The organism is Cyclobacterium xiamenense, assembly GCF_900109255.1.
In the GTDB taxonomy this organism is placed as follows: domain Bacteria; phylum Bacteroidota; class Bacteroidia; order Cytophagales; family Cyclobacteriaceae; genus Cyclobacterium; species Cyclobacterium xiamenense.
In genome coordinates this window covers 798447-824857 of record NZ_FNZH01000001.1, presented here as the reverse complement: position 1 = coordinate 824857, position 26411 = coordinate 798447, and the positions used below count along the sequence as shown (strand labels likewise).

Genomic DNA, 26411 nt, shown 5'->3' with positions numbered 1-26411 from the left:
TGATGAATTATAATAAAACGGTTTTGTTGCCTATTTGAATGAATTCCCGTAATATTGCAAACAGAATTCAGGTCGTTAGCTCAGTTGGTTCAGAGCGCTGCCTTGACAGGGCAGAGGTCACCAGTTCGAGCCTGGTACGACCTACTATTCATACTCGGGGCTTTGGTGTCGCCGAAGTTTTCTACGAAGATTTCGAACTTCTTCTTCCAAATCGGTGATTTTTTCCTGCAGGTGCACGATCGCATGCAGCCCTTCCAGATTGATTTCCATTTCGTAATGAAGCCGCGCCAGCCGCTCCAATTGGGCTAAATGCTCCGGTACGATGTACGTGGATTCTTCCCGTACCACGAGTTCACAGAGCCCTTCTTTGGAAAGACTATGCACGAATGAAACCTCAATTCCGCAAGAAATGCAAAATTGATCCAGGGGTATCAGGCTTTCATCGGGATGATTCATGATTGTTTCAGGTTTGCCAACTGGGTAAATAATTTATTCTCCGCTTCCGTAAGGTTTTTGGGTATCTTCACATGATAGGTTAGAAACAGATCCCCCAGAATATGCTCGTTTTTGTATAGCGGTAAACCTTTTCCTTTCAGTTTTACCCGGGCTCCGTTTTGCGTCCCGGGCGGAATCTTGAGTTTCACTTTCCCTGCAAGCGTTTCAACAATCGCCTCCCCTCCCAATACTGCCGTATACAAATCGATCTGCTCTGTTTTGTATAGATTGGTTCCCTCCCGGGTATACAGGGGATCGCCAGTCACATGAAAGGTGATGTACAAATCACCCCGGGGACCTCCCTGTAAGCCTTCGCCACCGTGGCCCTTGATTCGAATGGTTTGTCCATCTTCAACGCCCGCATGAATGGTTATTCGGATTTTTTGATCATTGATGGCAATCGTTTTCTTGTGCGTGTGCATCAGGTCTCTGAGAGGCAATTCCAGGCTGGCGTGCAGGTCGGCGCCCTTGAACCTGATCTTGGATTCAGTTCGACCGCCAGCTTTTCCAAATAGCGACTCAAAAAAATCCGAAAAGCCACCCTGACCAAATGCTTGTTCAAAATCTTCAGACCGGTACGATTGCTCCCGAAAACCACCGGCAGGTCCTCCACCGGACTGACCCTGAAAGGCCTCGGCATGTTTCCAGTCTTTGCCGAATTGGTCGTATTTTTTCCGTTTCTCGGGGTCACTCAAAACCTCATTAGCTTCGTTGATGGCCTGAAACTTCTTTTGGGCCTCCTGATCGTTTGGATTGAGATCGGGATGGTATTTTCGTGCGAGCTTTCGGTACGCCTTTTTAATTTCTTCCTGACTGGCGTCCTTTCCAATTTCCAGAAGTTGATAATAATCAATAAAATCCATGGTATTTCCGCCTATCCTGGTTTTTGCTTATTCCATTCATTGCTTGTTTCAAAACTGCTCCAGCAGCTCAATCCGCTTGTCAATGGGGGGATGCGTGGCAAATAGCCCCGTAATGGCGGATAAGAGTCCGGAGGATTTGTCCGGTCTGTTTTCAATAAACAGTTCCGCCACGTCGTCACTTTTCACGGTCTGTACCCGGTAATTTCCTGAAATCTTGCGCAAAGCGGCTGCCAATGCCCAGGGCTTTTTGGTCATTTCCGCTGCCCCGCTATCGGCCATGTACTCCCTTTTTCTGGAAATGGCAAAGCGAAACAACATGCTTAGCAAAAACGCAACAAAGGCAATAACCATGGCGACCAACAGGGCGCGGTTATCGCTCTTTCCTCGTCTTCTACCCCCTCCAAAAATCATGCTTCGAAAGAGAATCTGCGCAACAAAGGAGAAAATGCCCACAAAAATGATGGAGATGATCAATAGTCGTACGTCTTTGTTCCGAATGTGCATCAACTCGTGCGCAATCACCCCCTCCAATTCCTCGTCATTCAGTTCATCGATGATGCCTCGGGTAAGGGTGACAGTGTATGTTTTTTCGTTGATCCCACTGGCAAAGGCATTCAATGCCGGATCCTCGATGATCTGTACCTTCGGCATTTTCATTCCCTTGCTGATGCAAAGGTTTTCTACCAAATTATACACCCGCATGTTTTCTTTTCGTTCCAGAGGCCTTGCTCCGGCAGCACTGCGAATCATCTTCGAATGAAAAAAGAACGCAATGACGAACCATACGGCAACCGCAATCAAAACTCCTGGCAGGGTCTGCAGAAACAACTCCATGACCCTGTCCGTTGGCTCTTCCGCAGGCAGGGTTAAATAAAAAAACGCATAAACCGCGGCCAACACCAACAAAGGAAATCCCAGCAACAACAAAACAGAACGCAGGTTATTTCGTCTGATTTGTGTTTGAATCCCAATATATCCTGCCATTTACTCCTTAAAATTTAATTTCGGGCGCCTGGTCCAGTCGCTCTCTTTCGGAGCTGCCCACATCAAACATTTGTTCGGTGTGGAAGCCAAACATCCCGGCAATCAGGTTGGAAGGAAAACTCTGGACTGCCACATTGAACTCTTTGGTAGCGGAATTGAAATACCTCCTGGCGGCGGCCAGCTTATTTTCCACATCGGAAATCTCGTTTTGCAGATGCAAGAAATTCGTGTTTGCTTTCAAATCGGGATAAGCTTCTACCTGAATTTGCAGCCCTTGCAAGGCGGAACCAAGTTCCTGTTCGGCCGCAATTTTCCCATCAATCGTGGAAGCATTCATGGCACGTGATCGCGCCTCGGTTACCCGGGTGAGGACGCCTGCCTCGTGTTCCATGTAGCCCTTGACACTGCTCACTAACTGGGGAATCAGGTCGTGCCGTTGCTTCAATTGCACATCGATGTCAGCAAAGGCGTTTTCGCGGTTGTTTTTAAAAGCAACTAACTTATTGTACAGCGATACAACAAAAATACCTATCAAAACGGCAACAATTAATACGATCCAAATGATACTCATAGTTTTTGGGTTTGTCCTTTCATCGGGGAATATACAAAAAATGGGAATTATTCTTATATTTAAGCGGCGTTAACTTCAATATAAAACCCATGAAAAAATTTATCGGACCGGTAGCTGTCGTACTGGTCGTTCTTTTAGCAGGCCTGTTTTGGTGGAGGTATTATTTTGTATTTTCCGAGGGGATAAAAGCAGGCAACCTCAATTATTTTGAGAAAAAAGGGTTCTTATTTAAAACCTGGGAGGGGCGACTGGTGCAGGATGGGTTTCAAAGTCCGAACCCGGGAGCGCTGCAAAGCAATGAGTTTCGCTTCAGTGCGTCGGGAGACTCGGTTGCCCTAATTCTCGAACGAGCCGGTGGTAAATTTGTCGAATTGCGGTACAAGGAATACCTCAACCCCATTCCATGGAGAGGCGCGAGTGAATACGTCGTGACAGATGTGGTAGAAGTAGACAATGCAAACCGCAGCGTGTTACCGATACAATAACCACGAAGCCAAAGGCTGAACACCTTGGACCTGATTCCGTCGTGGGTTTCCGTCTAGCAGCTCGTTGCCGATCGGTTTTTTTCTTAAGGCTGGATCCGTCAGCGAACAATCGCTACCTCGGATGATCACAAGCAAACCATGCCGCAAAAACGTCCGGAACGGTTCTGTGTAAAAGATCCACGTCAATGAGCCCCGGTAGCAACCCTACGACGGAATACCGGACGGTTTTTTTGGGGGGCTACCAACTGCCTGCAGCAAAGTAAGATCCACACGGGGAATTTGTCAACTGCCACTATTGGCCCATGTCTGGCGGTTGAGGCAAATTATTCGGTGTCCAGATCAAATTTGATTGCTTCTCGAGTTTCAATCAACAATGAATTAAGTCTTGCCTCAGCCCTTCCCGCCCATTCTGCATGCCAAACACGGGCCCTGGCCGCCGATTGACCAAAGGAAGCCCCTTCCTCAAACACCAACTTCTATAAGGTAGGGTCCGGTCGTATTGCTATTTGATCCGAGAATTCGGGTAATACAAGCAATTTTCCCATACTGCTAACGCGTCGCACCCACAAGCTGTAATTTGGTGCCCAAGGCGACCCGTTGCCCACGAAAAACCAACGTTGAAATTCGGAAATCAACTATTTTATTTTCATTTTTAAATCTAATTTTGCAATTATTTTTTTATAAGAAAATTCTTTTATATTTTTAAAAAACGAAAAAACACATTCAATTATTTGTAAACACGTAATCCCAAATTTCAAAAAATAATGGATTTTTGGCATTTATTTAGTGATTTATTTATTAAGTGTTTCCTGTTAATTATTTTTGGGTAAAACAGCTGCGATGCCTTTTCGGTAATACAAATACCGTATAAGTTACCTAAACTAATTTTTGAAACCTAAAAAGCCTATATTTTATTTATTTGTTACCATTTAATGTGGTTTTTTACCCCCTATTTTAAGTATAAAATCAGTTAATTAAACGGTAAAGCGTATTTCTACAAACGCTTCCGTGTCTCGCGACCCGTATTGGGTAATCGGACATGGTTCGTTTGGCTCGCTGTTGAGGTAGCCAGCTGATCGCGAGAAGTACGTATGTTTCCCGCATTGATAAACCAAAAACCACATGCCTATGTGAAAAAAAGACATTACCCGGTGACGCTCCCTTGCAGCGACGTACCACCACCCTAAATTTTGCCTAAAAAATGTAGCGAGCGAATGGCTACAATTTCGTACCGGCAACTAACCATACATACCTTAAAAATTATGAAAAAACCACTACTCACAGGGGTTGTGTCACACAAAACGATGGTTTTGTTGGTGGCGATACAGCTTCTGACCACGTATTCGACGAAAAGTCATACCCGTTCCGCAATCAGCGAAGCGTTCGGCGTCCATGCTTCCTACCTAATCGAGGCGGCACCCTTTCAACAACGAGCCGATGTAACGGTAACCGGTACCGTATCGGACCCAACTGGCGAACCCATTCCGGGAGCAACCATTTCCCTTCCCGGAACCACAATCGGTACGGCCACTGATTTGGACGGAAAGTACTCCCTGACCGTACCGGAGGGATCGGAAATCGTCGTTTCCTTTATTGGCTTTGAAAGTCAGCGCATTAGTATCGGGGATCGTTCCATCATCAACGTAACCCTAATCGAGGCTACATCTTCGTTGGACGAAGTGGTAGTTATCGGATTTGGTACCCAAAAGCGGGCGAATGTCACCGGTGCGGTAAGTACCGTGGCAGGAGATGATATCGCCAGACGCCCCGTTCTTAACACAGCCGCAGCTCTTCAGGGCACTACGCCTGGCCTGAGCATTCAAAACAACGGTGGAGCGCCCGGTAATGAAAGCACGAGTATTAGAATCCGAGGCGTCGGTACCTTAAACAACGCCAATCCATTGGTGCTAATCGATGGGGTGGAACAATCCTTAAGCACGGTTGAACCCACCAATATCGAAACCATCACGGTGTTGAAAGATGCGGCATCATCTGCCATTTATGGCTCCAGAGCGGCCAATGGGGTGATTCTGGTAACCACCAAAAGAGGCGCAGCAAGTGGTGTTTCCATCAATTACAACAATTTCGTGGGTTGGCAAAATCCCAATTTCTTTCCCGAACCAACCGACCCTGTTACCTGGATGCGTTTGGAGAACGAGGCGCAAGCCAATGTGGGGGCCAATCCTACCTACAGCGAAACGTATATTGAAAACGTAGCCGCAGGTACCAATCCACTACAGTACCCGTTTGCGGACTACGAAGGGGGAATTTTCAACCCGAATGCATTTCAACAGCGGCATTCGCTGTCTCTTTCGAGCGGAAGCGATGCAGGAAGAATTTTTGCCTCGATCAACTACGCCGATACGGATGGTATCCTTCAGAATTTCAACAACAAGCAGGTTACCATGCGGATCAATTCGGATTTGTACGCCAGCGACAAGCTAACCATCAAAACCAACCTCATGTACCGAAATCGGGCCTTCAGTGGTCCGGGCTTTACCGGGCAGCGAATCACACAAGCGCTCCTTCATATCAATCGAAACATTGTTATGGAGTATCCCGATGGGACCTATGACCTGGTTTCCGGGCAATGGAATGCCCGTGCCATGGTGCAGGAGGGTGAAACCAGCCGGATTAGTGACGACGTTTTTGGTCAGTTGGGTTTTGCCTACGAGATCAACGATGCTCTTTCCCTGGAAGGCAACGTGACCCTGAATACCACATCCACGGATGGTTTTATCTTCCAAAATGGATTATCAGGCATGAGGAATTACCTGACGGGCGAATTGGTGAATGTTGGGGGATGGTTTGCTACCTCAAAGCTTACCGAAGGCCAGGAAAACCTTCGGGAATTGAGCCAACGGCTGTACCTGAATTACGACCAAACCTTTGGCCTGCATAGCATACAGGGAACGGCTGGATACGAGGAAATCTATAACCAGTACAAAGAAATAGCTGCCTCCAGAGACAACTTCTTTAGCAATGACCTGCGCGACATCAACGCGGGGGACATTCAAAACCAAACCACCGGGGGGTATTCCGAGGAGTGGCGTTTGCGGTCCTTTTTTGGAAGAGCAAATTACAGCTATGATGACCGGTACATGTTTCAGGCCAATGTTCGCTACGACGGATCCTCCCGATTTGGAGAAGGCAATCGATGGGGTATTTTCCCTTCCTTTTCTGCCGGGTGGAGAATATCCGAGGAAAATTTCATGAGTACGGGAGACACCTTTAGCAATTTACGGCTTAGAGGGTCCTGGGGACAACTTGGAAACCAACGCATCGGGCTGTACCGGTATCTGAACACGTATAACTTAAACAATGGATACCAATTTAACGATAATCTGGTACCAGGAACGGCCATCACCCGGGCGGGAAACCCGGACATTACCTGGGAGACCACCACGATGTCCAATATTGGCTTGGATATGGGTTTCTTGGATGACCGGATTGAAGTGATCGCCGAATATTTTTACAAATACACGGACGATATTCTTATCGAACTTCCCATCCCCCGTACAATCGGATACAGCCCGCCGGTACAAAATGCTGCTGCGGTATCGAATAGAGGATGGGAAGTGGCCATCAACTACAACAGCATCCCGGCGCCGGATAATGGTTTTCAATATACGATTGGGCTAAACTTTTCGGATGTTGTCAATAGAATTGAAGACTTAAAGGGAACGGGGCCGTTTTTCCCGGACAAGTTCACGGTATGGACAGAAGGCGAATCCATCAATTCCCTGCGTGGCCTGCAATCCCCGGGAATCTACCGGACACAAGAAGACCTGGACAACTATCCTGCTACGATTTTTCCCTCGGTTACGATCGGAGACATCATTTACGAGGATTTAAATGGGGACGGGGTCATCTCTCAATCCCTTTTCCCAGCGGGTGACCAATACATCATGGGAAACGAGGATCCAAGGTATGAGTTCGGCGTGCGGTTTAGCGCCTCCTACAAGGGGTTTGACTTTTCCATGTTTTGGCAAGGCGTACTGCGCCAGCAACATTCCCTGGATGGCGCACTGATGGAAGGACCCAACTACACCAATTTCATCCCTACAACCATGGCAAGGGAGGCCTTTCATCCGGAAAGAAACCCAACTGGCTCCTGGCCCATGGTACGTTCCGGAAACTCTGCCAATCTGATGGAATCCGATTTTTGGTTGCAAAACACCAGCTACCTGCGCTTGAAAAATTTCCAACTCGGGTATACCATTCCGCAGAACGTGGTTGCAAACCTTCGGGTCTACATCTCCGGAGAAAACATGCTGACATTTACAGAAACAGAACTGTTTGATCCGGAGACACCCCGGGGTAGAAGTCAGTTTTTTCCACACAGCAGGCTTTTTAGCGGTGGTGTAAGTGTTGGGTTTTAATCAAAAAAATAGAAATAAGATGAATAGTATAAAAGATACAACAAAATATATCGGCCTGGCCTACCTGCTGTTGGCCATGGTTGGCTGCGATCAGGGTCTGGACCTGGTACCTCCCGGAGAGGTATCCGAACTCATTTACTGGCAGCAGGAAAAAGATGCACGCCTGGCCGTAAACGGGATATACGTAGAATTGGACGGTCAATTAATGGTAAAAGAATTGGATGCCGTCACCGATATCGGTTTTCGTGCACCTTCCGGGCCAGGTTCCTTACACGACGTATCCATGGGTTCTTTCGACCCGGTGAATGCGGCGATTGGTTCTCAATGGGACAGGTACTACCGCGGGGTACAGCGCGCCAATAACGTACTTACAAATATCGGAAGAATTGAGCAGGGAGATCCCGAGTTGCTGTCCCGGTACGAAGCAGAGGCGCGATTCCTGCGTGCTTTCTTTTACACGCAGTTGAGTAGCCTTTGGGGAGACGTACCGTTGATCGTCGAACCGTTGGATGTCACCGCTCAAGTGGGACGGACTTCAAAAGAAGACGTGGTCGATTTTGTGATTACCGAACTTGATCAAATCATTCAGGGAAACCAACTGCCGTTGAGCTATTCTCAGGACATTGGTCGGGCCACAATGGGTGCCGCATTGGCGTTAAAAGCACGGGTGGCCTATCGAAATGAACGGTATGCGGTGGCAAGAGATGCCGCCAAAGCCGTTATGGATTTGGGCATCTACGAACTCTATCCGAATTACGAGGAGTTGTTTCACTACGCGGGACAAAACTCATCGGAGGTGATTTTTGACCGGCAGTATACGGTCGGTGGCGATACCTACAATGCCTTTTCCTTTTCGGCGGCATCGATTGGCGGGGGATCTGTAGTAGAACCCATTCACAATTTGTTTTTAAAGTACGGATACAAAGGACCGCAAAATCCAAACGATCCGTTTGAAAACATCGATCCCCGTTGGTCGTATACGTCTTACTACACCGATCAACCGATTGGCTCAAGTACCTTCAACTCCCTACCCGATAGCCCAACACCGGATCGGGTAAGGTCGACGGAGTTTTCGACGGTACACGGCTACAATCTTAAGAAATGGGTAGACTACGAGGCGGATCGAAGCAATCCAAATACGGGGTCGATTAACATGATCCTGATCCGGTATGCGGATGTACTGTTGATGTACGCCGAGTCAAAAATCGAATTGAATGAAATCGACGAATCGGTTTATGAGGCCATCAACAGCGTGCGGCAACGACCCACGGTAGAAATGCCACCTATTACGGCAGGTAAAACACAAGAGGAACTTCGATCGATCATCCGGGACGAACGGGCAGTAGAACTGGCATTTGAGGGCCTACGGCTATTTGATATGAATCGGTGGAGAATTGGTGAGGATAAAATAGGTACGGTAGAAGGACTCTATTACCTGAACGAAACTACCGGACAGTGGGAAACCATCACCAGTGGCCTTAACCGTAACTTCCGATCTGACCGGGATTATCTATGGCCGATCCCACAGAACGAAATAGAAATCAACGATGAAATCACCCAAAACCCCAACTATTAAAAGGTAGTTATCGTTGATAGGTATAAAAAAGCCACAAATTCAACATTTGTGGCTTTTTTTTTATTCGAACGCTTCCGCTTCGGAAGTTTGTTCCACTTGCAAAAATACTGCGAGCGGACGAAAGCGAGCATACCTTTCTCCCATTTCCTCCGCTCCTTTTCTATCAGGCAGGATCACCCAACCTGACGTTTTTCATCTCCTCCTGCTCCATAAAGGGCTGATTTCGAACCCGTTTGCCGGATGCCTTGTAAATGGCGTTGGCAATAGCTCCACCCGTAGGCGGTAAAGCCGGTTCGCCCAATCCGGTAGGATCAATGCCATTGTCAATAAAATGGGTTTCGATCTCGGGAATTTCGTTCATCTTTATCAACCGGTAGGTATCGAAATTTTTCTGATCGGCAATGCCATCGGTAAAGGTCATGTTGGTGAACATGGCATGTCCCATGCCGTCTACCATTCCCCCACGCACCTGCTGATCGGCCCCGGTTGGGTTGACCACGATTCCACAATCCGTAACTGCGTAGATTTTGTCCAATTTGGGTTTGCCATCGACCATTCTGGCCTCCGCCACCTGTGCCACGTAGGAACGGTGTGAGAAATACACACTGAATCCCTGAGATACGCCAGGTTTTGTCCCCCAGCCCGACTTTTCCGCAGCAGTTTCCACCACGGTTCGCATGCGGTCTATATCGTAGTGAATTTCACCTACCGGGTTTTTCTTGGCACGGTCCAATAGTTCCAGTCTAAGCGCTACCGGGTCTTTTCCGGCCGCCTCGGCAACTTCGTCCAGGAACGATTGCTCGGCAAAGGCCAGGAAATTGGTAATCGGAGCCCGCCAGGCATTGGTGGTGATGGGGGATTTGTATTCGAGCGACTCGATCAACAAATTATCCACTGATCCCGAAGGAAAATTGTTTTCCCGGGTACAGTTGCCTGCATTGATGCCGACTCCTCTTAACTTGTAACCGATCAGATTATTTTCATTATCAAGAGCGGCTTCAAAGCGGTATTTTACCGCAGGTCGGTAGGCGCCTCCCGTCAGGTCGTCCTCTCTGGACCAGGTCAATTTTACCGGTGCCTCTAGCATTTTGGAAAGCTCAACGGCCTCTTCTACAAAATCTGCACGCAACCTTCTTCCAAATCCTCCGCCCAAACGGGTCATTTCTACCGTTACTTTATCGGGCGATACGCCACAAATTTCCGCTGCAGCCTTTCTGGCGCGGTCGGGGGTTTGGGTGGGACCGATTAATTCCACCCCATCCGGTTTCACATGGGCGAAAAAATTCATCGGCTCCATCGGGCTGTGGGAAAGGAACGGACATTGGTACTCACTTTTGATTACCCGGGCGGCGGAACGAAAGGCTGCATTCACGTCTCCGTCTTTCCTTTTCACATCTGCCTTTCCGGAGGCCAACATTTCGTCAAACACCTGGTTGTGGAATTCGGTGGATTCCAGCTTTCCGTCTATTGGCTCGTATTGAATCTTCAATAACTTCTTCGCTTTCATCAGTGGCCAGGTAGTCTCGCCGATTACGGCCACGTTGTTCTTAAACGTCACCACATCTTTCACTCCTTTTACTGCTTTGGCCGCTTCAGCTTCTACAGATTTCAGTTTCATACCAAAGGGAGGACGCTGTATCATTGCCTGCACCATCCCTTCCCGGTAAAAGTCCAACCCGTACAGTGGCTTTCCGGTAAACATGGCCCGGTTGTCCACGTTTTTTATCGGCGTGCCGATTATTTTAAAATCTTTTTTATCCTTTAAAGACACTTCTTCTGGTACGGGTACCAGCGCCGCTTCGTTTGCCAATTCTCCGTAGGTCAATTTTTTCGACCCGTGGATCACCTGCCCATTTTCGGTGCGCAGGTCTGAAACCGACACACCCAACCGATTGGCTGCTGCCTGAACGAGCATCTGCCGAGCGGTGGCCCCTGCCTTTCGCAACCGCTCCCAGGAATGGGGCATGGCGCCCGATCCACCGGTGACCTGCCGATCGTATTTTTCCGTATCTAAAAAGGCCTGCTTCACGCGAACCTTGGACCAATCTACGTCAAGCTCTTCCGCCACAATCATCGGGAAGGAGGTTTTGATATTCTGTCCCAATTCCGGATTGGGCGAATAGATCACCACGTGATCAGTGGGCGAGATGGACAAATAACTATTGAAATTCAATGCGCTGTCCATTATTTCTTTTTCGCTTACCACTTTCATTTTTGGAGAATCACAACTGGACCAGTTAAAACCGATCAAAAGGCCTCCTCCTGCAGTGGCAGCAATTTTTAAGAAATCTCTTCGGTTTGTTTTCAATGCTTTTTCCATGATTACTTGGTTTTAGCGGATGCCAATTTTACTGCTTCCTTGATTCGGTGATAGGTACCACATCGACAGATATTCGCGTTCATTCCTGCCACGATTTCTTCCTCGCTGGGATTGGGGTTCTTCTTCAATAAAGCGGCCGCGGTCATGATTTGACCTGCTTGACAATACCCACATTGCGCCACATCCACCTCTTCCCAGGCTTGTTGCACCGGGTGGTCTCCGTTTTCGGAAAGCCCCTCTATGGTGGTAATGGCATCGTTCTGTACAGAAGACACCGGTAACACACATGACCTGACGGCCTCGTCGTTGACATGCACGGTGCAGGCCCCACATTGGGCGACTCCACACGAATACTTTGTGCCTACCAGGCCAAGGGTATCCCGAAGCACCCACAACAAAGGGGTATCCTCTTCCACATCTACCTCGTAGTTCCTGCCGTTGATTTGAAGTTTGTAGTTAGCCATTTTAGTACATCTATTGTTAGCGCTCGAAAATACAACTTTTTATTTCGTGTTTCAATGAATTTTCATTCTACTGGTGAAACTATGTGACAACCGGAATTCGAAAAACGAATTCGCCAATCACTTTGTCTACCTCTACCTATCAGCTTGATTCACAGATACTACGTTAGTAAATTTACAGGTATGTTCACGAATAACCAGCGGTCAACGCCATAAAATGACCGAATTCTGGCCAATTCATAATTTTTCTAAATAAGTCACGAATCCGATTTTTTCCTCATTTGGAGTGGTTACCGGAAATTACTACCAACAAAGCGTAATTATTTTTTTGATCTTCCTATTTTAATAATTAAATTTTGATTTGAAATAAAACAACGCTACTTTCTACGAAAAATGTACCCCATCAAACGACAATGAAACGGTTTCTTGGACTACTTTTCATCGCGCTGGTCGTCCTGGTGCTGATCTTACTGGTAACCAGGCCCGAGCTGCTTCAGTCGGTTTGGTTGTGGTTGGTCGGTTTTATTGGCTACATTGTTTATTTTATCACCAGTGGTACAAAGAACCTGTTGGCTTTGTTCAAAAAAGAACCGGCGGCACCCAGCTCTCAGGAACCGGCCAAAAAGGCTCCAAAGGTACCGGACTCAGGAAATAGCAAGGATCCCGAAAAAGGACAGCCGGCAACGTCGCTCCCTCTTGAACGGCTACCTGAAACGCATCCGGACGAATGGGAGGAACTAGGCGGGACGGCAGTTACGGTACTTCGGTACCTGGACGATGGAAATACGACCCTTGGACTCCTTTACGTGGGAAGCGCGTTCTTTTGCTATACCCTGGAAGATAGCCATCGGGATAAAAAAGTCGCCGGAATCACCCGAATTCCCGAAGGCCGGTACCCGCTTTCGCTAAACGCGAACCTCACCGAGTTAACACAACGGTACCGAAAACGATTTCCCTGGTTTGACTACCACATCGAAATAAAGGACGTTCCGGATTTCGACCTGGTATACCTGCACATTGGGAACAGCCACCGCGATACCCGCGGCTGCCTTCTTCTTGCAGACGGTGTAAATGCCGGATCTCCAGAGAAACTGGTCACCCATTCTCAACGTGCATTCGAACGATTCTACCGAACCGTCTACCCGACCCTAACCGCGCAAGTCCCGCAAGAAATAACCATACGAAACGAAAACTGGATGGAGCGTGCAGGAATCCGAACAAAACACTTAATCCCCGTCACACGCTGACAATCTTTAGAAAAGCCCCCAATGCATTATGGAAACTGAAAAAAATAACGAAGAGAAAACCGGAAAGCAGCAGCGAATAATTTCCGAACGAACCTATGTTTGGCTACATATCGGTTCCATTTTTTTTATCATGCTGGCCATCCTGATTTTGATTGTACCGGGCATGGAATCGTCCAATCAACTCCTGGCTTCGGGCCTGGTGGTGGTGATTGCGCTGGTTTTGATCTATGCGCTGCTGGCCAGGTATTTCAGCCCAAAAACAAAAGATCGAAATCCCAATTACAATCCCTATCACACCTTCTTTTTTAAAGGTACTGTTATTTTAGCCTCCCTTCTGGTCGCGTTTGGCATGCTTGGGGCATTTTTTGTGTATGTGGAGTACGACAACCTTTTTCAGTCCGTGGGATTGGCCACCGCTGTGATCTGGATTGCGTTATTTTTGATTTATTTCATGTGGTCGGTCTACCACTACAACATCAATTATGGACTGACGGACCAGGATTGGCAACGTATTTACGATGCCAAAGACCGGTACAGTCAGGGATTTCCGGTAAAGGCCTCAGAAATGGCTACCCCGGAATACAATCCCTACCGAAGCCAAACCTTCGGGTTACCGCCGGGTACGGTTCGGGGGATGATCGCATTTACCTTGCTGATGGGCGGCATGTCGCTATTGATCGTTAGTTTTGGCACCCAGTATTCAGGGGCGGATGCAGCCTTGCTCAGCCAGCAATTTGAGTTTTTTGAAACCGCTTTCCTGATGATGATTGCCTTCTATTTTGGCGATAAATCCCTGAAATACCTGCAGAACCGCTGGACACCAAAGAAAGGCGGTGAAAATAAGGAATCGGGAAGCAGTGCAACCACGTCAACTTCCGACAATTGGTCCCTGTCACAGCCAAAAAGCTCGCTGGATTTCGATGAAAACGCATTTTCTTTGGAAGACAGTGCATTTGATGCCAGCAATCGCCACCCGGAAGATGCGGGCCCGTTGGAAGAGCAGCGGGTCGCGTTGTCTACCTCCTTTGATCAGGTACCGGAGGCGTTCCAGGTAAACGAAGAATACGTGCAAATCAAAGACAATTCCACCAGTAGGGTACTCAGCGATATGGATATTCGTCAGGCATTGGACGAATTGGAACAACGGGAAAATATAAAAATCAGCCTGCCCGTGATCAAAGCGATCATCGCCGTGGAGTCTGCCGGAAGGGGGCATTTGCACGATGGCAGGGCTAAAATATTGTTTGAAGGACATAAATTCTGGCATTGGTTGGAAAAATTCGGCAAGGACCCCAAATCACTCCAGGCAGGAAAAGAACACATTATTTACGAAAAATGGACCAGAGAACATTACCGGGTGGGTGCCAAGGAATACGAACGACTGGATTTGGCCAAAAGTATTGACCCCAAGGCAGCGGTCTACGCCACTTCCTGGGGGCTTTTTCAAATTCTGGGCGAAAATTTGGAGCACACGATCAAAGGGAGAAAGTACAAAAGCTTTACCGAATTTGAAGCGCAACAGCACGAATCGGAATACGTTCATTTTCTCGATTTCCTTGAATTCATAAAAACGAAGAAAACGCGGGGAAAAGCACTGCTGGAATACATTTCAGAGGACAATCAGGGAAATTACGACTGGGAGTCATTTGCCTATGGATACAATGGAAGCGGCTATAAGGTCAATCAATACCATGTCAAAATGAAAGCCCAGTACGAACGGTTTAAAAACGAGGACACATGGATGGCATAAAGAACGTCTTTCTAAAGGGTATGCTGGGAATCGGTTTGTGTTGGGCATGCCTGGCCTGTCAGCGGGATCAGCGCGGCCTGGTAATCGGTAAAATTCAACAAGCCAGCGACCTGGTAGTGTCTGAATTTGTGATAGACAAAGTAGTATTTGGGAAAAAAAGGAAGAACATCCTGTTTATACCGATCAACGAAGCATCCTTCATGGCCTATTCCAGGGCTACCATAAAAACCGGAATTGATTTAAATCAAATCAAAGAAGAAGACATACGGATAGAAGGCAACAAAATAAGTTTGGACCTCCCCTCCATCGAAGTGATCAATTTTTCCTACCCACCCGAAGCCTTTGTTGCGGATACACTCGTATCCAATCCAAAGCGATTTCTAAACAGTATTTCCCTGGAAGACCAGGAAACGTTTTTCCGGATGGCCGAAATGGATATTCGCGACCATTTACCCTACATGGGGCTGGTCGAAACCAGCCAGGATCATGCCCGTAAACTCATCCATACGGTGCTAAAAGGGCTTTCATTCGAGGAGATCTACATTCAATTTGACAGCGATTCCCTGCTGATTCGCCAGGTTAACAGCCCCGATAATCTCTTGAACCCATGATTCGTCAGGTCCTGAATAGCGCCCGGTTTGTTTTGGAGATCCTACTGGTGGTGGGACTGGTAGCTTTGGTCTATTGGTGGAATCCCCTGAATGTTTTCGGTGGAAAACCAGGGATACAATCTACTGCGAATATTGTTTCGGAAATACGGGAAATGGGGCAGCTTATCAGTGCAGAATACTACGGAGAAGTGGTCGCTTCCATTGACGAAGCGCAGATGAATCTGCTGGAAGAACCGGAGATACGGGCACAAGCCGAAATCACCTACGAAGAAATTCAACTTGAATTGGAAGACCTCCGGAATTTCCAAGCGCTTTCCTCCGAAAACCGCCTGGCGTTAAGTTCCGGAACCGAAAACCTCAGCCGACGCGAGCGCAAAAAAATGCTTATCGACGGGGTGGGGTACAAAAATGTGTTGGAAAAGCTGTACTTTCTGGGGGACTGGGATCAAACCAGCCAACGGGTATTGTTTGATGAAGTGATGGCCTTTGCGCACCTGCATTTTCGGGAAGGAAATGAATCCACTGTAGACCGCCTTAGCGAACGGCAGCTTCGCCAAACCCTGGTATCCTGGTACAACGACCTCGACGTCGACTGGTGGGATGCAAATCAATTTGCCACGGACTATTTCGCAAACAAACTGAGTTCCCTATCCCGTAGCGAAGCCCGAAAAAAACTAGCGATGATCGGAAGGGGAACCGTCAAAGCAGGTTTTGACTTCAAGGGGCTAAACGAAAGCATGTACCATTACGACGAGGAAATGGGCGAGCTACACTTTTTTGGTTTTGCGCCGCAAATCTTAAACGCTGACATCAACCCCTGGTTTATTCCGGAAAAAGGAATTCCAGGCTTTGATATTTTGACCTATAATGGAAGGGTCGACTTCAACGATAGCAAAAAAGTAAAACGCTACGCCGTTCAAAAGCTAACCGTCAACGCACGAAATGCGGGCATTATCCAACAAGCCGAGCAGCACGGTGGCGAGACCCTGAGAAGATTGTTTTCACTGCTCACCGGCAAAGAAATCAAAAAGGTTATCTTTCACCACGACCAAATCATTCAACTAACCCAGGATATTACCCGGGATTACTACATCAGTTACGAAGAGGCCGTCCATTTTGAAACGGCGATTCAAAACGAGTTGCAGACCATCGACTCATTGAAAAACGCCTCGGAGGATCGCTACAATAACCGACGACTAGCGGAAAATAAAGAAAATACACTGCAACAGATGATCCATACTGCCCAGCGGTACGAGTTTGAGACGGAAGCCCTTCCCTATCATTATTATTCCACATTCTGGTACCGGATTGCCAGCGATTCCCTGGTCGATCGTGCCGAATGGCTGGACATAAAGTCCCAGTCCTCCTCCTCCTTTGCACCGGAATCCAGGACGGTAGCTTTATGGGCAAGCGAAGATAGTCTGCTGCTCCCCTCACAGTTTGGCGCCGGTGTGGTGCAGCTTTATCGAAAAGACATTCCCATGGGAAATTTTTCTGCCAGTAAACTTTCCGTTCAAGCCTGGCAGCAGCTGGAAAAAGAGGCGCGGCACTTTCGAAACATTTCCTTTCAGGGGGATTCGGTTGCTTTCGAATCCTTCCTGGTTGATGAAACATTGCAGGATAGCCTCCTTCGCGTACCCGCCCCCTTTAAGTATTCCCCGAAAACCTGGGAATCATGGGTCAAGGACGGCGACCGGATACAAGTCATTCAACGGGCCGATTCCCTCCAAAAATTACCCAAAAATCCCAACATGTTTTGGCTGGTAGATCCCAGCGAGCCTGGCACCTTGCTTCAGTTTTCCATTCCCTTTACCGAAATTACCCACCCCGAACTCTTTCGAGCCGATTCCCTCTTTGCTGATCAACAGCTCGTATTAAAGGATTGGATAGTCTTTCGATCTGCTGTGAATTTTCAGGAGGAGCTGACACTTCCCCGGCCGGAGCAGCTCCTATCCAATCGGCAAGTAGATCAGCTGCAATTCTTTCTCGAACAGCTGTATCAGGCACATCGGGACTACCACAGTCGGGATTTTCTCACACAAACCGGCGACTGGTTTTCGCAAAAATGGAAAAATAAGTCGGGGATTTTGGAGAAATTTCAATAGCAGCGCATTCAACAGGACCGCTTACTTTATGCGGAAATAGGTATCGTACACATTTCCGGTGAAGAACTTTCCAAAACTGGCGATCGCCCTCAGCCCATCTTCGGTGGATTGGGGATGAATGGCCTTTACCGTTCTCAATTGCCGCAACAAATCGGCTACCTTGATTACCAGTTTCCCTTTCCCTAGAAGTTTTCCACCGGCATGGGTCCCTTCGTACAGGGCAATAAACAGCGTTGTGGTGTCTTTCCATGCATCTACCACCCGATCGTTTTCGATTTCTTTAAACCCTTCAAAGTAGTATTGATTCCCATCCGGATGCAGTAGACCTGCCGTATACTTCATTTTTTTCTGCCTGCTGCTCCCATTCTCGGTAACAAACAGGTTAAACTGCCCACCGCATGCCGTCAAGGCTTGATCTCCCAGGGCTGGAGTTTCCATACTGCCCAGCATGCTTCCCGGATGCTCCTCATTGGCTATAAATTCGTCGATATCCTCCGTTTGGATGGTAAGGGTAAATTCAAACGGTGTATTTTGCTTTTTGCCCCTGGCAAAGCCGGCCTCGAAATCCTCCGTTTCACCCCAACCAATAAATCCTTTCATGGTCTCGGTAAACTGCACGCCGGTGCCCGTCGGCGTGGAAGTACCTGAGCCCTGCTTTTGCATTTCTGTGAAATCATGGGTTAGTGCGTAGTTTTTTTCTTCGGCAATCAATTGGCAGCTTCGCTCTGCCAATGCACTGATTGTCAGCAGGGGGTTGGTGCCCACAGGCCTTGGAATAACCGCTCCGTCCATCACGTACAAGCCTTCGTGGAGTTGTTCCCCTTCTTCGCCGGCAAATACCTGCCCCTTGTGGTCCACCACACCGAGTGCGGCATTGTCTCCCATGGCACATCCTCCCAGAGGATGCACCGTCACCAGGTCGTAATTCATCAACTGATTCCAGGTAGGATTCGGGATCTTGGTTCCGCCAAGGGCTTCCGTTGCCTGGTACATCTCCCCATTTACCTTCTTAAATATTTCCTGTTTCCCGACACCCTGCCAATTGATTGCCAGCTTGCCTTGTTCGTCCATTTTAAGTGATCCATTACCGTCGTCATGGGTCATCACCAGGTATACCTGGGTGCGGGCCAGTGCTCCGTGGAAGGGCCCAAGAAAGAGGCTCCGAATTTCCCGCCACTTCTCTTTGAAATAGTCCTTGAACCCCCTGTCCGTATCCCTTCCCACCAGCCGTGAAAAACCGATAAGGGCCTTTGGCATGATGCCCCGGATTGGTCCGGGAATGGTTCCTTCTTCCAGCGTCATGCCGTCCTCCAACGATTCTCTTTCCCGCAAGTCGATGATACTGGTTATGCAAGGACCCACCTCGGCAACTGCTTCCGTCCCTTTTTTGCCGAGTCCGATGCCGTTGATGCGCACGTCGTTGTTGTAACCAAAACCCAGTACATCGCCGTTTCCGGTAAATCGCTGTCCCAGACGTTTGGATAGCCTAAGACCCATGGCAGCAGAACGTAAGAGAATTTCGGTAGAACCCAATGCACCTGCACCCAAAATCACGTTCTTTGCCTGAAGAAATAGCAAGGGCGCATCAAAAAGATCCCTTCCGATGCCGATGGGGTGAAAATACACCTGCCAGTAAGCGCCTACTTTCTTGACATAGCGCACGTTGATTTCGGTAAATATCTCTGCTCCGTGGAAGTAGGCATCGGGCAGGTAATTCATGGCCGTAGTATTTTTTGCGCCGATATTGCAGCCCGTCACGCAGTCGCCGCAGTTGGTGCATTTTGGCTGATGCACCCCTACCTGATTGATCTGGTCCTCAAAATTCACATTGATATCCAATAACCGGAAGGGTGCAGCCATGTGCGCCGCTGACTTGCGCATGGCTTCCGTTTTTTTCAATACAGGGTATCCGTTTTTGTTTTCCGGATAGGGACTGGGCCGTAGCATGGACCAGGCCCGGGCCACGCCAGTATCAAAGGATTTCAGATCTTCCCGCAAGGCCCTGGGCCAGGCCTCGTCCTGCATCACCCGTGACTCAGGTCGGATGGACACGTTCGCATTGACCAGAGAAGTACCTCCCAAGCCGCATCCTTTGAATACATTGATTCCGCTGCCCATGGTAAACTCGTACAGCCCGTTTTTTTCCAGGTCGACCGACTTTCCACCAACAAAGTTCATTTCACCCGAGGCCTTGATCAAGGTATCGGGAAATTCTCCCGGGAGGAATTCTTTTCCCTTTTCCAGCAGGCAGACCGTCTGACCACTTCGTGCCATGCGGGATGCCGCGATGCTTCCTCCGTATCCCGATCCTACCACAACGTAGTCGTAGGATGGCTTGATGCTGGTTAATGGTTTAGCGAGTCGTTTCATGGTGTATCGTTATAGGATCTTCTATCAATTCATAATTTATGGGTCCACCTTCAAATCGGGGGTTTTCTTCGGTACCGGTATTTTTCCAATTACGCACCACCTGCTTGACACCAATGGGATAAATGGTTAGCCCGTCCGCTGTGACCGCTATTCGAAGGAAATTTTTATACCCTTCCCATCGGTAGGAAGAAGAGGCTTCGGTAATGTGGTTCTTTAAAACCACCACACTAAACGTAAGATATAGCCCAAACAAAACACCACTGATGATCCCTCCTACCAGCACCATTTCCCCAATGAAAAGCAGGATTTGTTCGACCGAGTTTACATCCAAACCCAACGATTGGAGGTTGGTGTACGAGAAGAGCCAAAGAAGAAAATAGAAGTTAAGCAGGTGAAGCAAGGCATGGACTGCTCCGGCAATATAGTTCAGGTTTTTCTTTCCGGATTTGGTATCGGTGAATAGTACCAGACCGATGAGCAGCAAGATATTAAGAAAAAGGGCACTGGGATGATGGCTGATTCCACTCCCGATTGTTTGAAGCACCTCGCCCAAGCCTCCGTCAAAAAGGTTCTGAGCAGCGAGTCGTTCCATCAACGACGTTTCGCCTTCCACCTTGGTCTGTAAAATCCAGGAGGTAAATACATGGTAAATGCCGAAGAAAAAAAGCATGGTCAGGCTAAAATAGGGAAAAAGCAGATTCAGAAAGCTCAGTCTTATCGATTCTTGCCTCGATGGATAAAGCTTTTTCAAATGGGATGTTTCGCCACCAAGGCTTTCGATTTCGGGTTTCAAGGTATGGGTCGGATGCATGAAGGCGCCACCTCCCCCCGCAGTAATCAGCTGGCAGGAAGCTTCCTGCAGCTTGCCGGTTTCGTACCGGGCGTAGTGGTGCAAGTCACCCGTTAGTATGGCCTTGATTTGTATGGACTTGTTCTTGGTCTCGTAGTCTTTTTCTCCCTTCCCAAAAAGAACCTTGTCGATAAAAAATTGCAACCGATCAAAGGATTCGTTTTTATCGTCAAAAGACTTATAAACCCAGGAAGGTTCGGATGTGCAAAGAATGATTTTACTTGCTTCGGTAAAATGGGTTTTGGCAATTTCCCGGAAATAGCAAATTTGGGGGTAATCGATGTCGGCATTGAGCTGTACGTCGATGGCGATCAACCAGTAATCGTGAGGTAATTTCAAGGCAAAATAACTCCGGCTCTGCTGGGTGCGCCAGTTGCCTAGCGATCGTTTTTGGGTAAACAAGCGGAGGAAGTTGGTAAGGCCGTCGTACCAATCATGGTTTCCGGGAACTGCAAACACGTCCGGCCGATTCTCATCTGCCTCGTTTTTGGGAAAAGCCGCCTGATAGGGTCCCCGCAGGCGGTTGGTGTACTCGATGATTTCTGGGGTAGGATATACTTCGTCGCCACCCATAACCAGCACATCGCCCCGTTTCAGGGATTTCCCCCGGAGCGTGAGGGACTCCCGGGCCAACAGTTCAGCAAGCGTGTAGGTGGGATTAAATCCATCGCCTAAATCTGAAATAAAATCAAACCAAAATTCCTTTTTCTCAGAGTAATCGTGGATTTGAATTTCCTGATCCAAGGCTGCAAGCATTTCCCTGCGGTCAGCAAAATTCCCGAAAACCGAGGAAAGCACGGTTTTTACACCGGTAAAAGCCAATTGACGGGGATCGTACCAATTGACCATGGGTTTCTTTTCAAACTTCATCGTACATCATTTTTTTTATCTGTTTCAGTTTAAATCCAATTCCTCCCCTACTTCCTTCATTTGTTATCGCCAGAGCCTTCCAAAAACTTCTAAGTCGTGCGCCAAAGGATTGGTACAGGCTTCCTTCCATTACGATTTCGGGATCGGCTTCCATTTTGGGATACAGCACCAACTCCAATGCCTTGAATTCCATACCGGCCAACCAGTGCCAGGGGCTCTTGACTTCAAATCTCGCCAACAGGTGATACGTACGGCCGTCAATAAGGAAATTGGAAGCGATTTCTGCTACGATTCCCTGGCTGTCTTTGATCGAAAAGTGACCCGCTGTCCCTGGGAATTCCTGGTCTAAATGCCCCAGGTAGAGACTGGAATAAACTTCCGTGTTCCCTTTCCCTTCCCATTCGGTATACCGGAGAAAAACCCGGTACCTGACCTGAGAAATTTCGTCTTTCCAGGGTAATTCCCCGGAATAGTGCAGGCTAATCGCCAGGCAATCACCCAAATTGCGCGTAGCGGTGCTGCGTTCATCTAACGGCGTGCCCGATTTGGGAATGGCAGACAGGTACTCGGTAGCATCGCTATATCCCATGGCCATCAAATCCCTAGTGGTAATCCGGTTAAAAAACAAATCGGGATCGAGGGGAAGCGGTAGTTGCGGGCGAATGACAAAAACCTGGATGGGTTTTCGCTGTCCAAATTCGGATTCCCCACGTAAAATCCCTTTGTTGATCCATTTGATCTGTTCAAATTCCTCCCACAAGCCGCCGTTTGCACTCATTTCAATGGAATGAACGTACTGACGCAATGCACCGGGTAAATAAGCCGGATAGTTTCCAATGCCCCATACCACCCAGATTTCTTCGGCTCCCCGCCTGACGGCCTCCATAAGGTTCGCATCCTTGATCCAAACGGCGTCGATAAACCAATCCTCTCCTACCTGCAACGCCGGCATGACGATGGGTAAGGAAACCCCAGCCAGCAGATGGTTTTCGTGCACGTCTTTCGCCGGAATGGCCTGAACCGATTTTTTGGAAAAATTGCAAAGAGAGAAAGTAATGGGAAGCTTTTTCTGGCGAATACTTGCTATATCTACTCCGAAATGCGGGAATACCTTGCTGCGAATCGCATCCGCATCGCCCATCCCTTTCATCCGCCAGGGTCGTAGGTAGTCGGTGACGCGGGCTGGCGATACAAAATGTGCCATTTTCAAATCGGCCCAGCGATCCATCAGCGCCTGTACCTCCATTCCGGACGCCAGCATGGCCGCATTAAATATGCCTCCCGACGTTCCATCCACGTGATCAAATTGCAAGCCCGCCTCTTCCATGGCCTTCAACACCCCCACCTGATAGGCAACGCGTATTCCGCCGCCGGCCAATACCAGTGACTTCCTGCTTTTGGATTCGTTCGGATGGGATGTAATCAGCATATCATGGAAAGTGCTACGGGTGGCAATGGATAGATCGTTTTTGTGAATCGTTGCAGCGCAAGACAACGCGTCAGCGCAAAGTCCTCAGGTAAAGCAGAAAAACAATGCCGGAAAACAAATCGAAAATAGCGACGCTCAGTGCAAGAATGGAAAACAGGCCCTTGAAAACGCCTACCGTTACCGCAACAAATGCCCCAAACTTTTGAAAGGATGACCAGAGGATGATTTGCGTGTTGCTCACCGAGCCATAGACTGCATGCAAGACCATTCCGCCGAAAAGCGCCATAAACATGCCGACAATGGCAAACAAATGGGCCGATTCCGGAGTCGCCGCTGCTTTCCCCACAAAATTCAGGACAAAAGACGGATGAATCAATTGAACCAATCCGGATAAAAGCGTGATAAATGCGATCAACACGACCAGCAACTCAATGTAGCGGGTAGATATTCCGAATACCTTATCTTGATTCATGACCTTGGTGGTTTGGTTTTGCTTTGGCAATAAAGAAGTACATGGTGATTCCCCACATCACCGTGAGGATAACCCAACGAATGTCGTTGAGCCACATCCATTCCTGCAAGAGTACTTGCAACCTGGCTTCATCGGCCACTCCTGCTTTAAATTCATTGTTGATCTCTTCAATAAAGGCCTGCTGCACCACTACCGGTGCCAAAAGTCCCGGTATCCAGGCGATCGGTACCCAGCGCAGACCGGTTTTCCATTCCGTGATTAACATAATTACCAAGGCTATCGCCATAATCGGAATGGTGATAAAGAAAAACCGTGTGGCCAAATCCGTTTGCGGAATAATGGCATCGTAATAATTATCGAGCGTCAGGGTATTGGGGTAATTCGGAAACCAAAAGAAATGCAGGGACCAAAACATGCCCAGGTATATAGAGGCACAAAAGAAAATGTAGGCATTGTTTAGGTCAAGGAGGGTTTTTTTGATCGGGTTCATGACAGTGCTTGACTAGGGGTTTATATTCGAAATTTCTCGTAATCGGTAATCGACGGCGGCGGCAGCCAGTCCTCGCTATACCCCAGTGGGTAGACCGACTCCAATCCTTCCGGCATTTCTTTGGGAGGATCCGGATAAGTCATGAACCAACACTGGAAATGGTCGTCCAAAATACCGTTGGTTGCTGGCATAAAGGTGGTAAAAAAGGGATCGGGTGAAAGATCAATTCCTCTCAGGGCTGCTACGTTGGGATGATCTCCGATATACAGGTTTCCTTTTGCCTTGCCAAATAGGTTGATCCCAGCCCGGGTTTCAAAATAGATATAAGAAGCCATCAGCATGTTCCGAAACCTGCAGTAATTGGTGGCGCCTACTTTCAATTTGATCGAGGGTGAGCGGGGTTTTTCGATTTCGATGCGGAACACAAATTGTCCGTCTTTTTCGTATTGGCTGCTAACCCCTTCCGGGGATTCCAGAAAATCCAGGTTCGCCTGGTGCTTTGGCATGCCCCATATTCCCTTTCCTCCCTTCACCGAGATTTCGCTGCTTACCGGCAAATCCAGGATATACTGCCCGGTCCCGTAATGCCCCAAAAAGAGTGCATTGGCAATACGTGGAGCCGGACGGGCACCCCGGGTGCAAGCAATGGCGATGCTGTACTCGATGTACTTCCCGATACTGGTATCCAGGTAATCGATCACGGTGATTAACAGCGCGGCCCTACCGTTGGGAAGTTTCAGGGCGTGAATTTCGTTTCCCGGAAGCAATTCGTTCGCTTTTTGCCAATCACAGGAAAAACCGGCCATCAGAGCTGGGGAACGCGAAGAGCGAACCGGCATCTGATAAGGTATTCCATCTACCAGCGCGTACCTACCGGCATATCGTTTGATTCGTTTAGGAGGCATACCGTTTTCTAACCATTGTTTAATTCATTGATCATTTTTGGAAACACATCTAGGTGCGCATTCTTCCCGAAAAATACATCCAGGTGACTGTACGCATCCAACAGGTACAGTTTATGAAATCCTGGTTTTGCGCTTTCCAGGTAGGCAAATGTTCTTTCCTGGCTTTCTGCCAGAAAACACTTGTTCTTTTTCCCTCCAAACAGGACCATGCGGGCATCCGTACGGGGAGCTTCGGACACGTAATCGGGACTACCCTCCGCTACCGGTACCAGTGCTCCGTTTTTCACGCATTTTTGCATGTGTTTGAAAAAAGAGAGCGGTACATGGGCAAATTCGTATTGAATCCAATCCATTGTTTTTTTATCCAGATTTTCCAATTCCCACAAGGCCGGAAAACCGGAACCATAGGTGAAACTCACCATCTTTCCTACGGTGGTATCTTTCTCCCAGTGAGTGGCTTTTACCACACTGAGCAACAGTTTGGATTTGAAATCCGGTGGAGAAAGCCCCCATTGGGGGTCGATGTAATCAAAAAACCGGCTGACCAGGGGAACCAGCGCCTTCAGCTTAAACCTGGAAAACGCCGGTACTACCGGATGCAGGGAAACGGCATTGCTGATAATCAATGTTACTTCCGGCAACAAGCCCATCACCGCCGACATCATAAAGCTGGTACTACCCTGACAGTGGATGATAGCCTTGATTTCTTTCGCTCCAGTCAGTTCCACCACTTTCTTCACTGCCGCGGGATGGTCGTACCGGGCCACCTCATCCAGGTTCCATTCATTCGGCTCCAATACAATGGAACCTCTCCAATTTTCCAACCAGACATCGTAGCCTTCTTCGGCCAATTTGAAAATAATGTTGTTTGGGGTAGGTGGATTAAAAATCATGCTGCTTACCCCTGCCCCGTGCACCAGCAAGACTGGCCCCTTGGAAACATTATTCGACTTGAAATGCTTCAACTCGCAGGGAAACCCATCCAAGGCTTCAAATTCTATGCTCTCAAACTCAGCATTCATAGAAATTATTTTTCATTCGCATAATTTACCAAAATAAAATGAATTCGACATGCATTTCTCAAGTAATTTTCAGAAGCAAAGCGGCAATACGCATTCGTAATCCAACGGATCGTTTGGTTATTAGCTTCTTTCGTTGACAGCCCCAATCTTCTG

Annotated in this window: 20 protein-coding genes and 1 tRNA gene; 8 read left to right on the top strand and 13 right to left on the bottom strand. The window is 48.2% G+C overall.

The features are described from left to right. Positions 1-69 precede the first annotated feature (69 nt). A tRNA-Val gene (locus BMW71_RS02990) sits at positions 70-144 on the top strand. On the opposite strand, the gene BMW71_RS02985 is transcribed toward BMW71_RS02990, so the two are convergent. Genes BMW71_RS02985 through BMW71_RS02970 form a run of 4 tightly spaced genes read right to left on the bottom strand, consistent with a single transcriptional unit; the run spans position 145 to position 2913 of the window. After that, the gene (locus BMW71_RS02985) at positions 145-456 is read right to left on the bottom strand and encodes a chaperone modulator CbpM (RefSeq protein WP_092169255.1); all 312 of its coding nucleotides are present in this window, start codon (positions 454-456) and stop codon (positions 145-147) included. Then, positions 453-1358 carry a DnaJ C-terminal domain-containing protein gene (locus BMW71_RS02980; RefSeq protein WP_092169252.1) on the bottom strand — a complete coding sequence of 302 codons (906 nt, stop codon included), beginning with the start codon at positions 1356-1358 and terminating at the stop codon, positions 453-455. Before BMW71_RS02980 ends, BMW71_RS02985 begins: the two co-directional genes overlap by 4 nt. Before the next feature lie 48 nt (positions 1359-1406). Further along, on the bottom strand, positions 1407-2342 hold the full coding sequence (locus BMW71_RS02975) for a M48 family metallopeptidase (RefSeq protein WP_092169249.1): 936 nt from the start codon (positions 2340-2342) through the stop codon (positions 1407-1409). 7 nt (positions 2343-2349) lie between these two features. After that, entirely contained in the window at positions 2350-2913 is a 564-nt protein-coding gene (locus tag BMW71_RS02970) for a LemA family protein (RefSeq protein ID WP_092169246.1), read from the bottom strand. Between the two features lie 89 nt (positions 2914-3002). On the opposite strand from BMW71_RS02970, the gene BMW71_RS02965 reads away from it, so the two are divergent. The 3 genes from BMW71_RS02965 (at position 3003) to BMW71_RS02955 (ending at position 9356) form a co-directional block, all read left to right on the top strand. Further along, complete coding sequence (locus BMW71_RS02965) at positions 3003-3398, top strand: hypothetical protein (protein ID WP_092169243.1); 396 nt, start codon at positions 3003-3005, stop codon at positions 3396-3398. Between the two features lie 1262 nt (positions 3399-4660). After that, positions 4661-7780 carry a SusC/RagA family TonB-linked outer membrane protein gene (locus BMW71_RS02960; RefSeq protein ID WP_092170214.1) on the top strand — a complete coding sequence of 1040 codons (3120 nt, stop codon included), beginning with the start codon at positions 4661-4663 and terminating at the stop codon, positions 7778-7780. 19 nt (positions 7781-7799) lie between these two features. Continuing rightward, on the top strand, positions 7800-9356 hold the full coding sequence (locus tag BMW71_RS02955; protein ID WP_092170211.1) for a RagB/SusD family nutrient uptake outer membrane protein: 1557 nt from the start codon (positions 7800-7802) through the stop codon (positions 9354-9356). 163 nt (positions 9357-9519) lie between these two features. On the opposite strand, the gene BMW71_RS02950 is transcribed toward BMW71_RS02955, so the two are convergent. Together BMW71_RS02950 and BMW71_RS02945 are read right to left on the bottom strand one after the other, a co-directional pair. Then, entirely contained in the window at positions 9520-11676 is a 2157-nt protein-coding gene (locus tag BMW71_RS02950) for a xanthine dehydrogenase family protein molybdopterin-binding subunit (protein ID WP_092169240.1), read from the bottom strand. A 2-nt stretch (positions 11677-11678) separates the two neighbouring features. After that, the gene (locus BMW71_RS02945) at positions 11679-12140 is read right to left on the bottom strand and encodes a (2Fe-2S)-binding protein (protein ID WP_092169237.1); all 462 of its coding nucleotides are present in this window, start codon (positions 12138-12140) and stop codon (positions 11679-11681) included. A 410-nt stretch (positions 12141-12550) separates the two neighbouring features. On the opposite strand from BMW71_RS02945, the gene BMW71_RS02940 reads away from it, so the two are divergent. From BMW71_RS02940 to BMW71_RS02925, 4 genes are read left to right on the top strand one after another with little or no spacing between them, the layout of a single operon-like run. Continuing rightward, positions 12551-13384 carry a DUF5675 family protein gene (locus BMW71_RS02940; protein WP_092169234.1) on the top strand — a complete coding sequence of 278 codons (834 nt, stop codon included), beginning with the start codon at positions 12551-12553 and terminating at the stop codon, positions 13382-13384. Positions 13385-13412: 28 nt separating this feature from the next. After that, positions 13413-15134 carry an N-acetylmuramidase domain-containing protein gene (locus BMW71_RS02935; RefSeq protein ID WP_092169232.1) on the top strand — a complete coding sequence of 574 codons (1722 nt, stop codon included), beginning with the start codon at positions 13413-13415 and terminating at the stop codon, positions 15132-15134. Further along, a complete protein-coding gene (locus BMW71_RS02930; protein WP_092169229.1) occupies positions 15122-15745 on the top strand; it encodes a DUF4230 domain-containing protein in 624 nt (207 codons plus the stop codon). Before BMW71_RS02935 ends, BMW71_RS02930 begins: the two co-directional genes overlap by 13 nt. After that, a complete protein-coding gene (locus BMW71_RS02925; protein WP_092169226.1) occupies positions 15742-17850 on the top strand; it encodes a DUF4230 domain-containing protein in 2109 nt (702 codons plus the stop codon). Before BMW71_RS02930 ends, BMW71_RS02925 begins: the two co-directional genes overlap by 4 nt. A gap of 21 nt (positions 17851-17871) precedes the next feature. Here BMW71_RS02925 and BMW71_RS02920 read toward each other — a convergent pair whose 3' ends face one another. The 7 genes from BMW71_RS02920 to BMW71_RS02890 form a co-directional block, all read right to left on the bottom strand. After that, positions 17872-20220 carry a GMC family oxidoreductase N-terminal domain-containing protein gene (locus tag BMW71_RS02920; protein WP_092169223.1) on the bottom strand — a complete coding sequence of 783 codons (2349 nt, stop codon included), beginning with the start codon at positions 20218-20220 and terminating at the stop codon, positions 17872-17874. Then, the gene (locus BMW71_RS02915) at positions 20204-21940 is read right to left on the bottom strand and encodes a metallophosphoesterase (protein ID WP_092169220.1); all 1737 of its coding nucleotides are present in this window, start codon (positions 21938-21940) and stop codon (positions 20204-20206) included. Before BMW71_RS02915 ends, BMW71_RS02920 begins: the two co-directional genes overlap by 17 nt. Next, positions 21930-23369, bottom strand: coding sequence for a patatin-like phospholipase family protein (locus BMW71_RS02910; protein ID WP_092169217.1), 1440 nt, complete (start codon positions 23367-23369; stop codon positions 21930-21932). Before BMW71_RS02910 ends, BMW71_RS02915 begins: the two co-directional genes overlap by 11 nt. A gap of 70 nt (positions 23370-23439) precedes the next feature. Continuing rightward, entirely contained in the window at positions 23440-23841 is a 402-nt protein-coding gene (locus BMW71_RS02905) for a patatin (RefSeq protein WP_092169214.1), read from the bottom strand. After that, positions 23828-24331, bottom strand: a complete 504-nt coding sequence (locus tag BMW71_RS02900) for a hypothetical protein (protein ID WP_092169211.1) — start codon at positions 24329-24331, stop codon at positions 23828-23830. The genes BMW71_RS02905 and BMW71_RS02900 overlap by 14 nt, the downstream gene beginning before the upstream one ends. 20 nt (positions 24332-24351) lie before the next feature. Then, on the bottom strand, positions 24352-25236 hold the full coding sequence (locus tag BMW71_RS02895; RefSeq protein ID WP_092169208.1) for an acetoacetate decarboxylase family protein: 885 nt from the start codon (positions 25234-25236) through the stop codon (positions 24352-24354). 8 nt (positions 25237-25244) lie between these two features. Continuing rightward, positions 25245-26258: a lipase family protein gene (locus BMW71_RS02890; protein ID WP_092169205.1), complete on the bottom strand. Its 1014-nt coding sequence runs from the start codon at positions 26256-26258 to the stop codon at positions 25245-25247. Positions 26259-26411: the final 153 nt, after the last annotated feature.

Coding starts and splice junctions, on each gene's coding strand:
- BMW71_RS02985 (WP_092169255.1), bottom strand. CDS start 456: ATGAATCATCCCGATGAAAGCCTGATACCCCTGGATCAATTTTGCATT.
- BMW71_RS02980 (WP_092169252.1), bottom strand. CDS start 1,358: ATGGATTTTATTGATTATTATCAACTTCTGGAAATTGGAAAGGACGCC.
- BMW71_RS02975 (WP_092169249.1), bottom strand. CDS start 2,342: ATGGCAGGATATATTGGGATTCAAACACAAATCAGACGAAATAACCTG.
- BMW71_RS02970 (WP_092169246.1), bottom strand. CDS start 2,913: ATGAGTATCATTTGGATCGTATTAATTGTTGCCGTTTTGATAGGTATT.
- BMW71_RS02965 (WP_092169243.1), top strand. CDS start 3,003: ATGAAAAAATTTATCGGACCGGTAGCTGTCGTACTGGTCGTTCTTTTA.
- BMW71_RS02960 (WP_092170214.1), top strand. CDS start 4,661: ATGAAAAAACCACTACTCACAGGGGTTGTGTCACACAAAACGATGGTT.
- BMW71_RS02955 (WP_092170211.1), top strand. CDS start 7,800: ATGAATAGTATAAAAGATACAACAAAATATATCGGCCTGGCCTACCTG.
- BMW71_RS02950 (WP_092169240.1), bottom strand. CDS start 11,676: ATGGAAAAAGCATTGAAAACAAACCGAAGAGATTTCTTAAAAATTGCT.
- BMW71_RS02945 (WP_092169237.1), bottom strand. CDS start 12,140: ATGGCTAACTACAAACTTCAAATCAACGGCAGGAACTACGAGGTAGAT.
- BMW71_RS02940 (WP_092169234.1), top strand. CDS start 12,551: ATGAAACGGTTTCTTGGACTACTTTTCATCGCGCTGGTCGTCCTGGTG.
- BMW71_RS02935 (WP_092169232.1), top strand. CDS start 13,413: ATGGAAACTGAAAAAAATAACGAAGAGAAAACCGGAAAGCAGCAGCGA.
- BMW71_RS02930 (WP_092169229.1), top strand. CDS start 15,122: ATGGATGGCATAAAGAACGTCTTTCTAAAGGGTATGCTGGGAATCGGT.
- BMW71_RS02925 (WP_092169226.1), top strand. CDS start 15,742: ATGATTCGTCAGGTCCTGAATAGCGCCCGGTTTGTTTTGGAGATCCTA.
- BMW71_RS02920 (WP_092169223.1), bottom strand. CDS start 20,220: ATGAAACGACTCGCTAAACCATTAACCAGCATCAAGCCATCCTACGAC.
- BMW71_RS02915 (WP_092169220.1), bottom strand. CDS start 21,940: ATGAAGTTTGAAAAGAAACCCATGGTCAATTGGTACGATCCCCGTCAA.
- BMW71_RS02910 (WP_092169217.1), bottom strand. CDS start 23,369: ATGCTGATTACATCCCATCCGAACGAATCCAAAAGCAGGAAGTCACTG.
- BMW71_RS02905 (WP_092169214.1), bottom strand. CDS start 23,841: ATGAATCAAGATAAGGTATTCGGAATATCTACCCGCTACATTGAGTTG.
- BMW71_RS02900 (WP_092169211.1), bottom strand. CDS start 24,331: ATGAACCCGATCAAAAAAACCCTCCTTGACCTAAACAATGCCTACATT.
- BMW71_RS02895 (WP_092169208.1), bottom strand. CDS start 25,236: ATGCCTCCTAAACGAATCAAACGATATGCCGGTAGGTACGCGCTGGTA.
- BMW71_RS02890 (WP_092169205.1), bottom strand. CDS start 26,258: ATGAATGCTGAGTTTGAGAGCATAGAATTTGAAGCCTTGGATGGGTTT.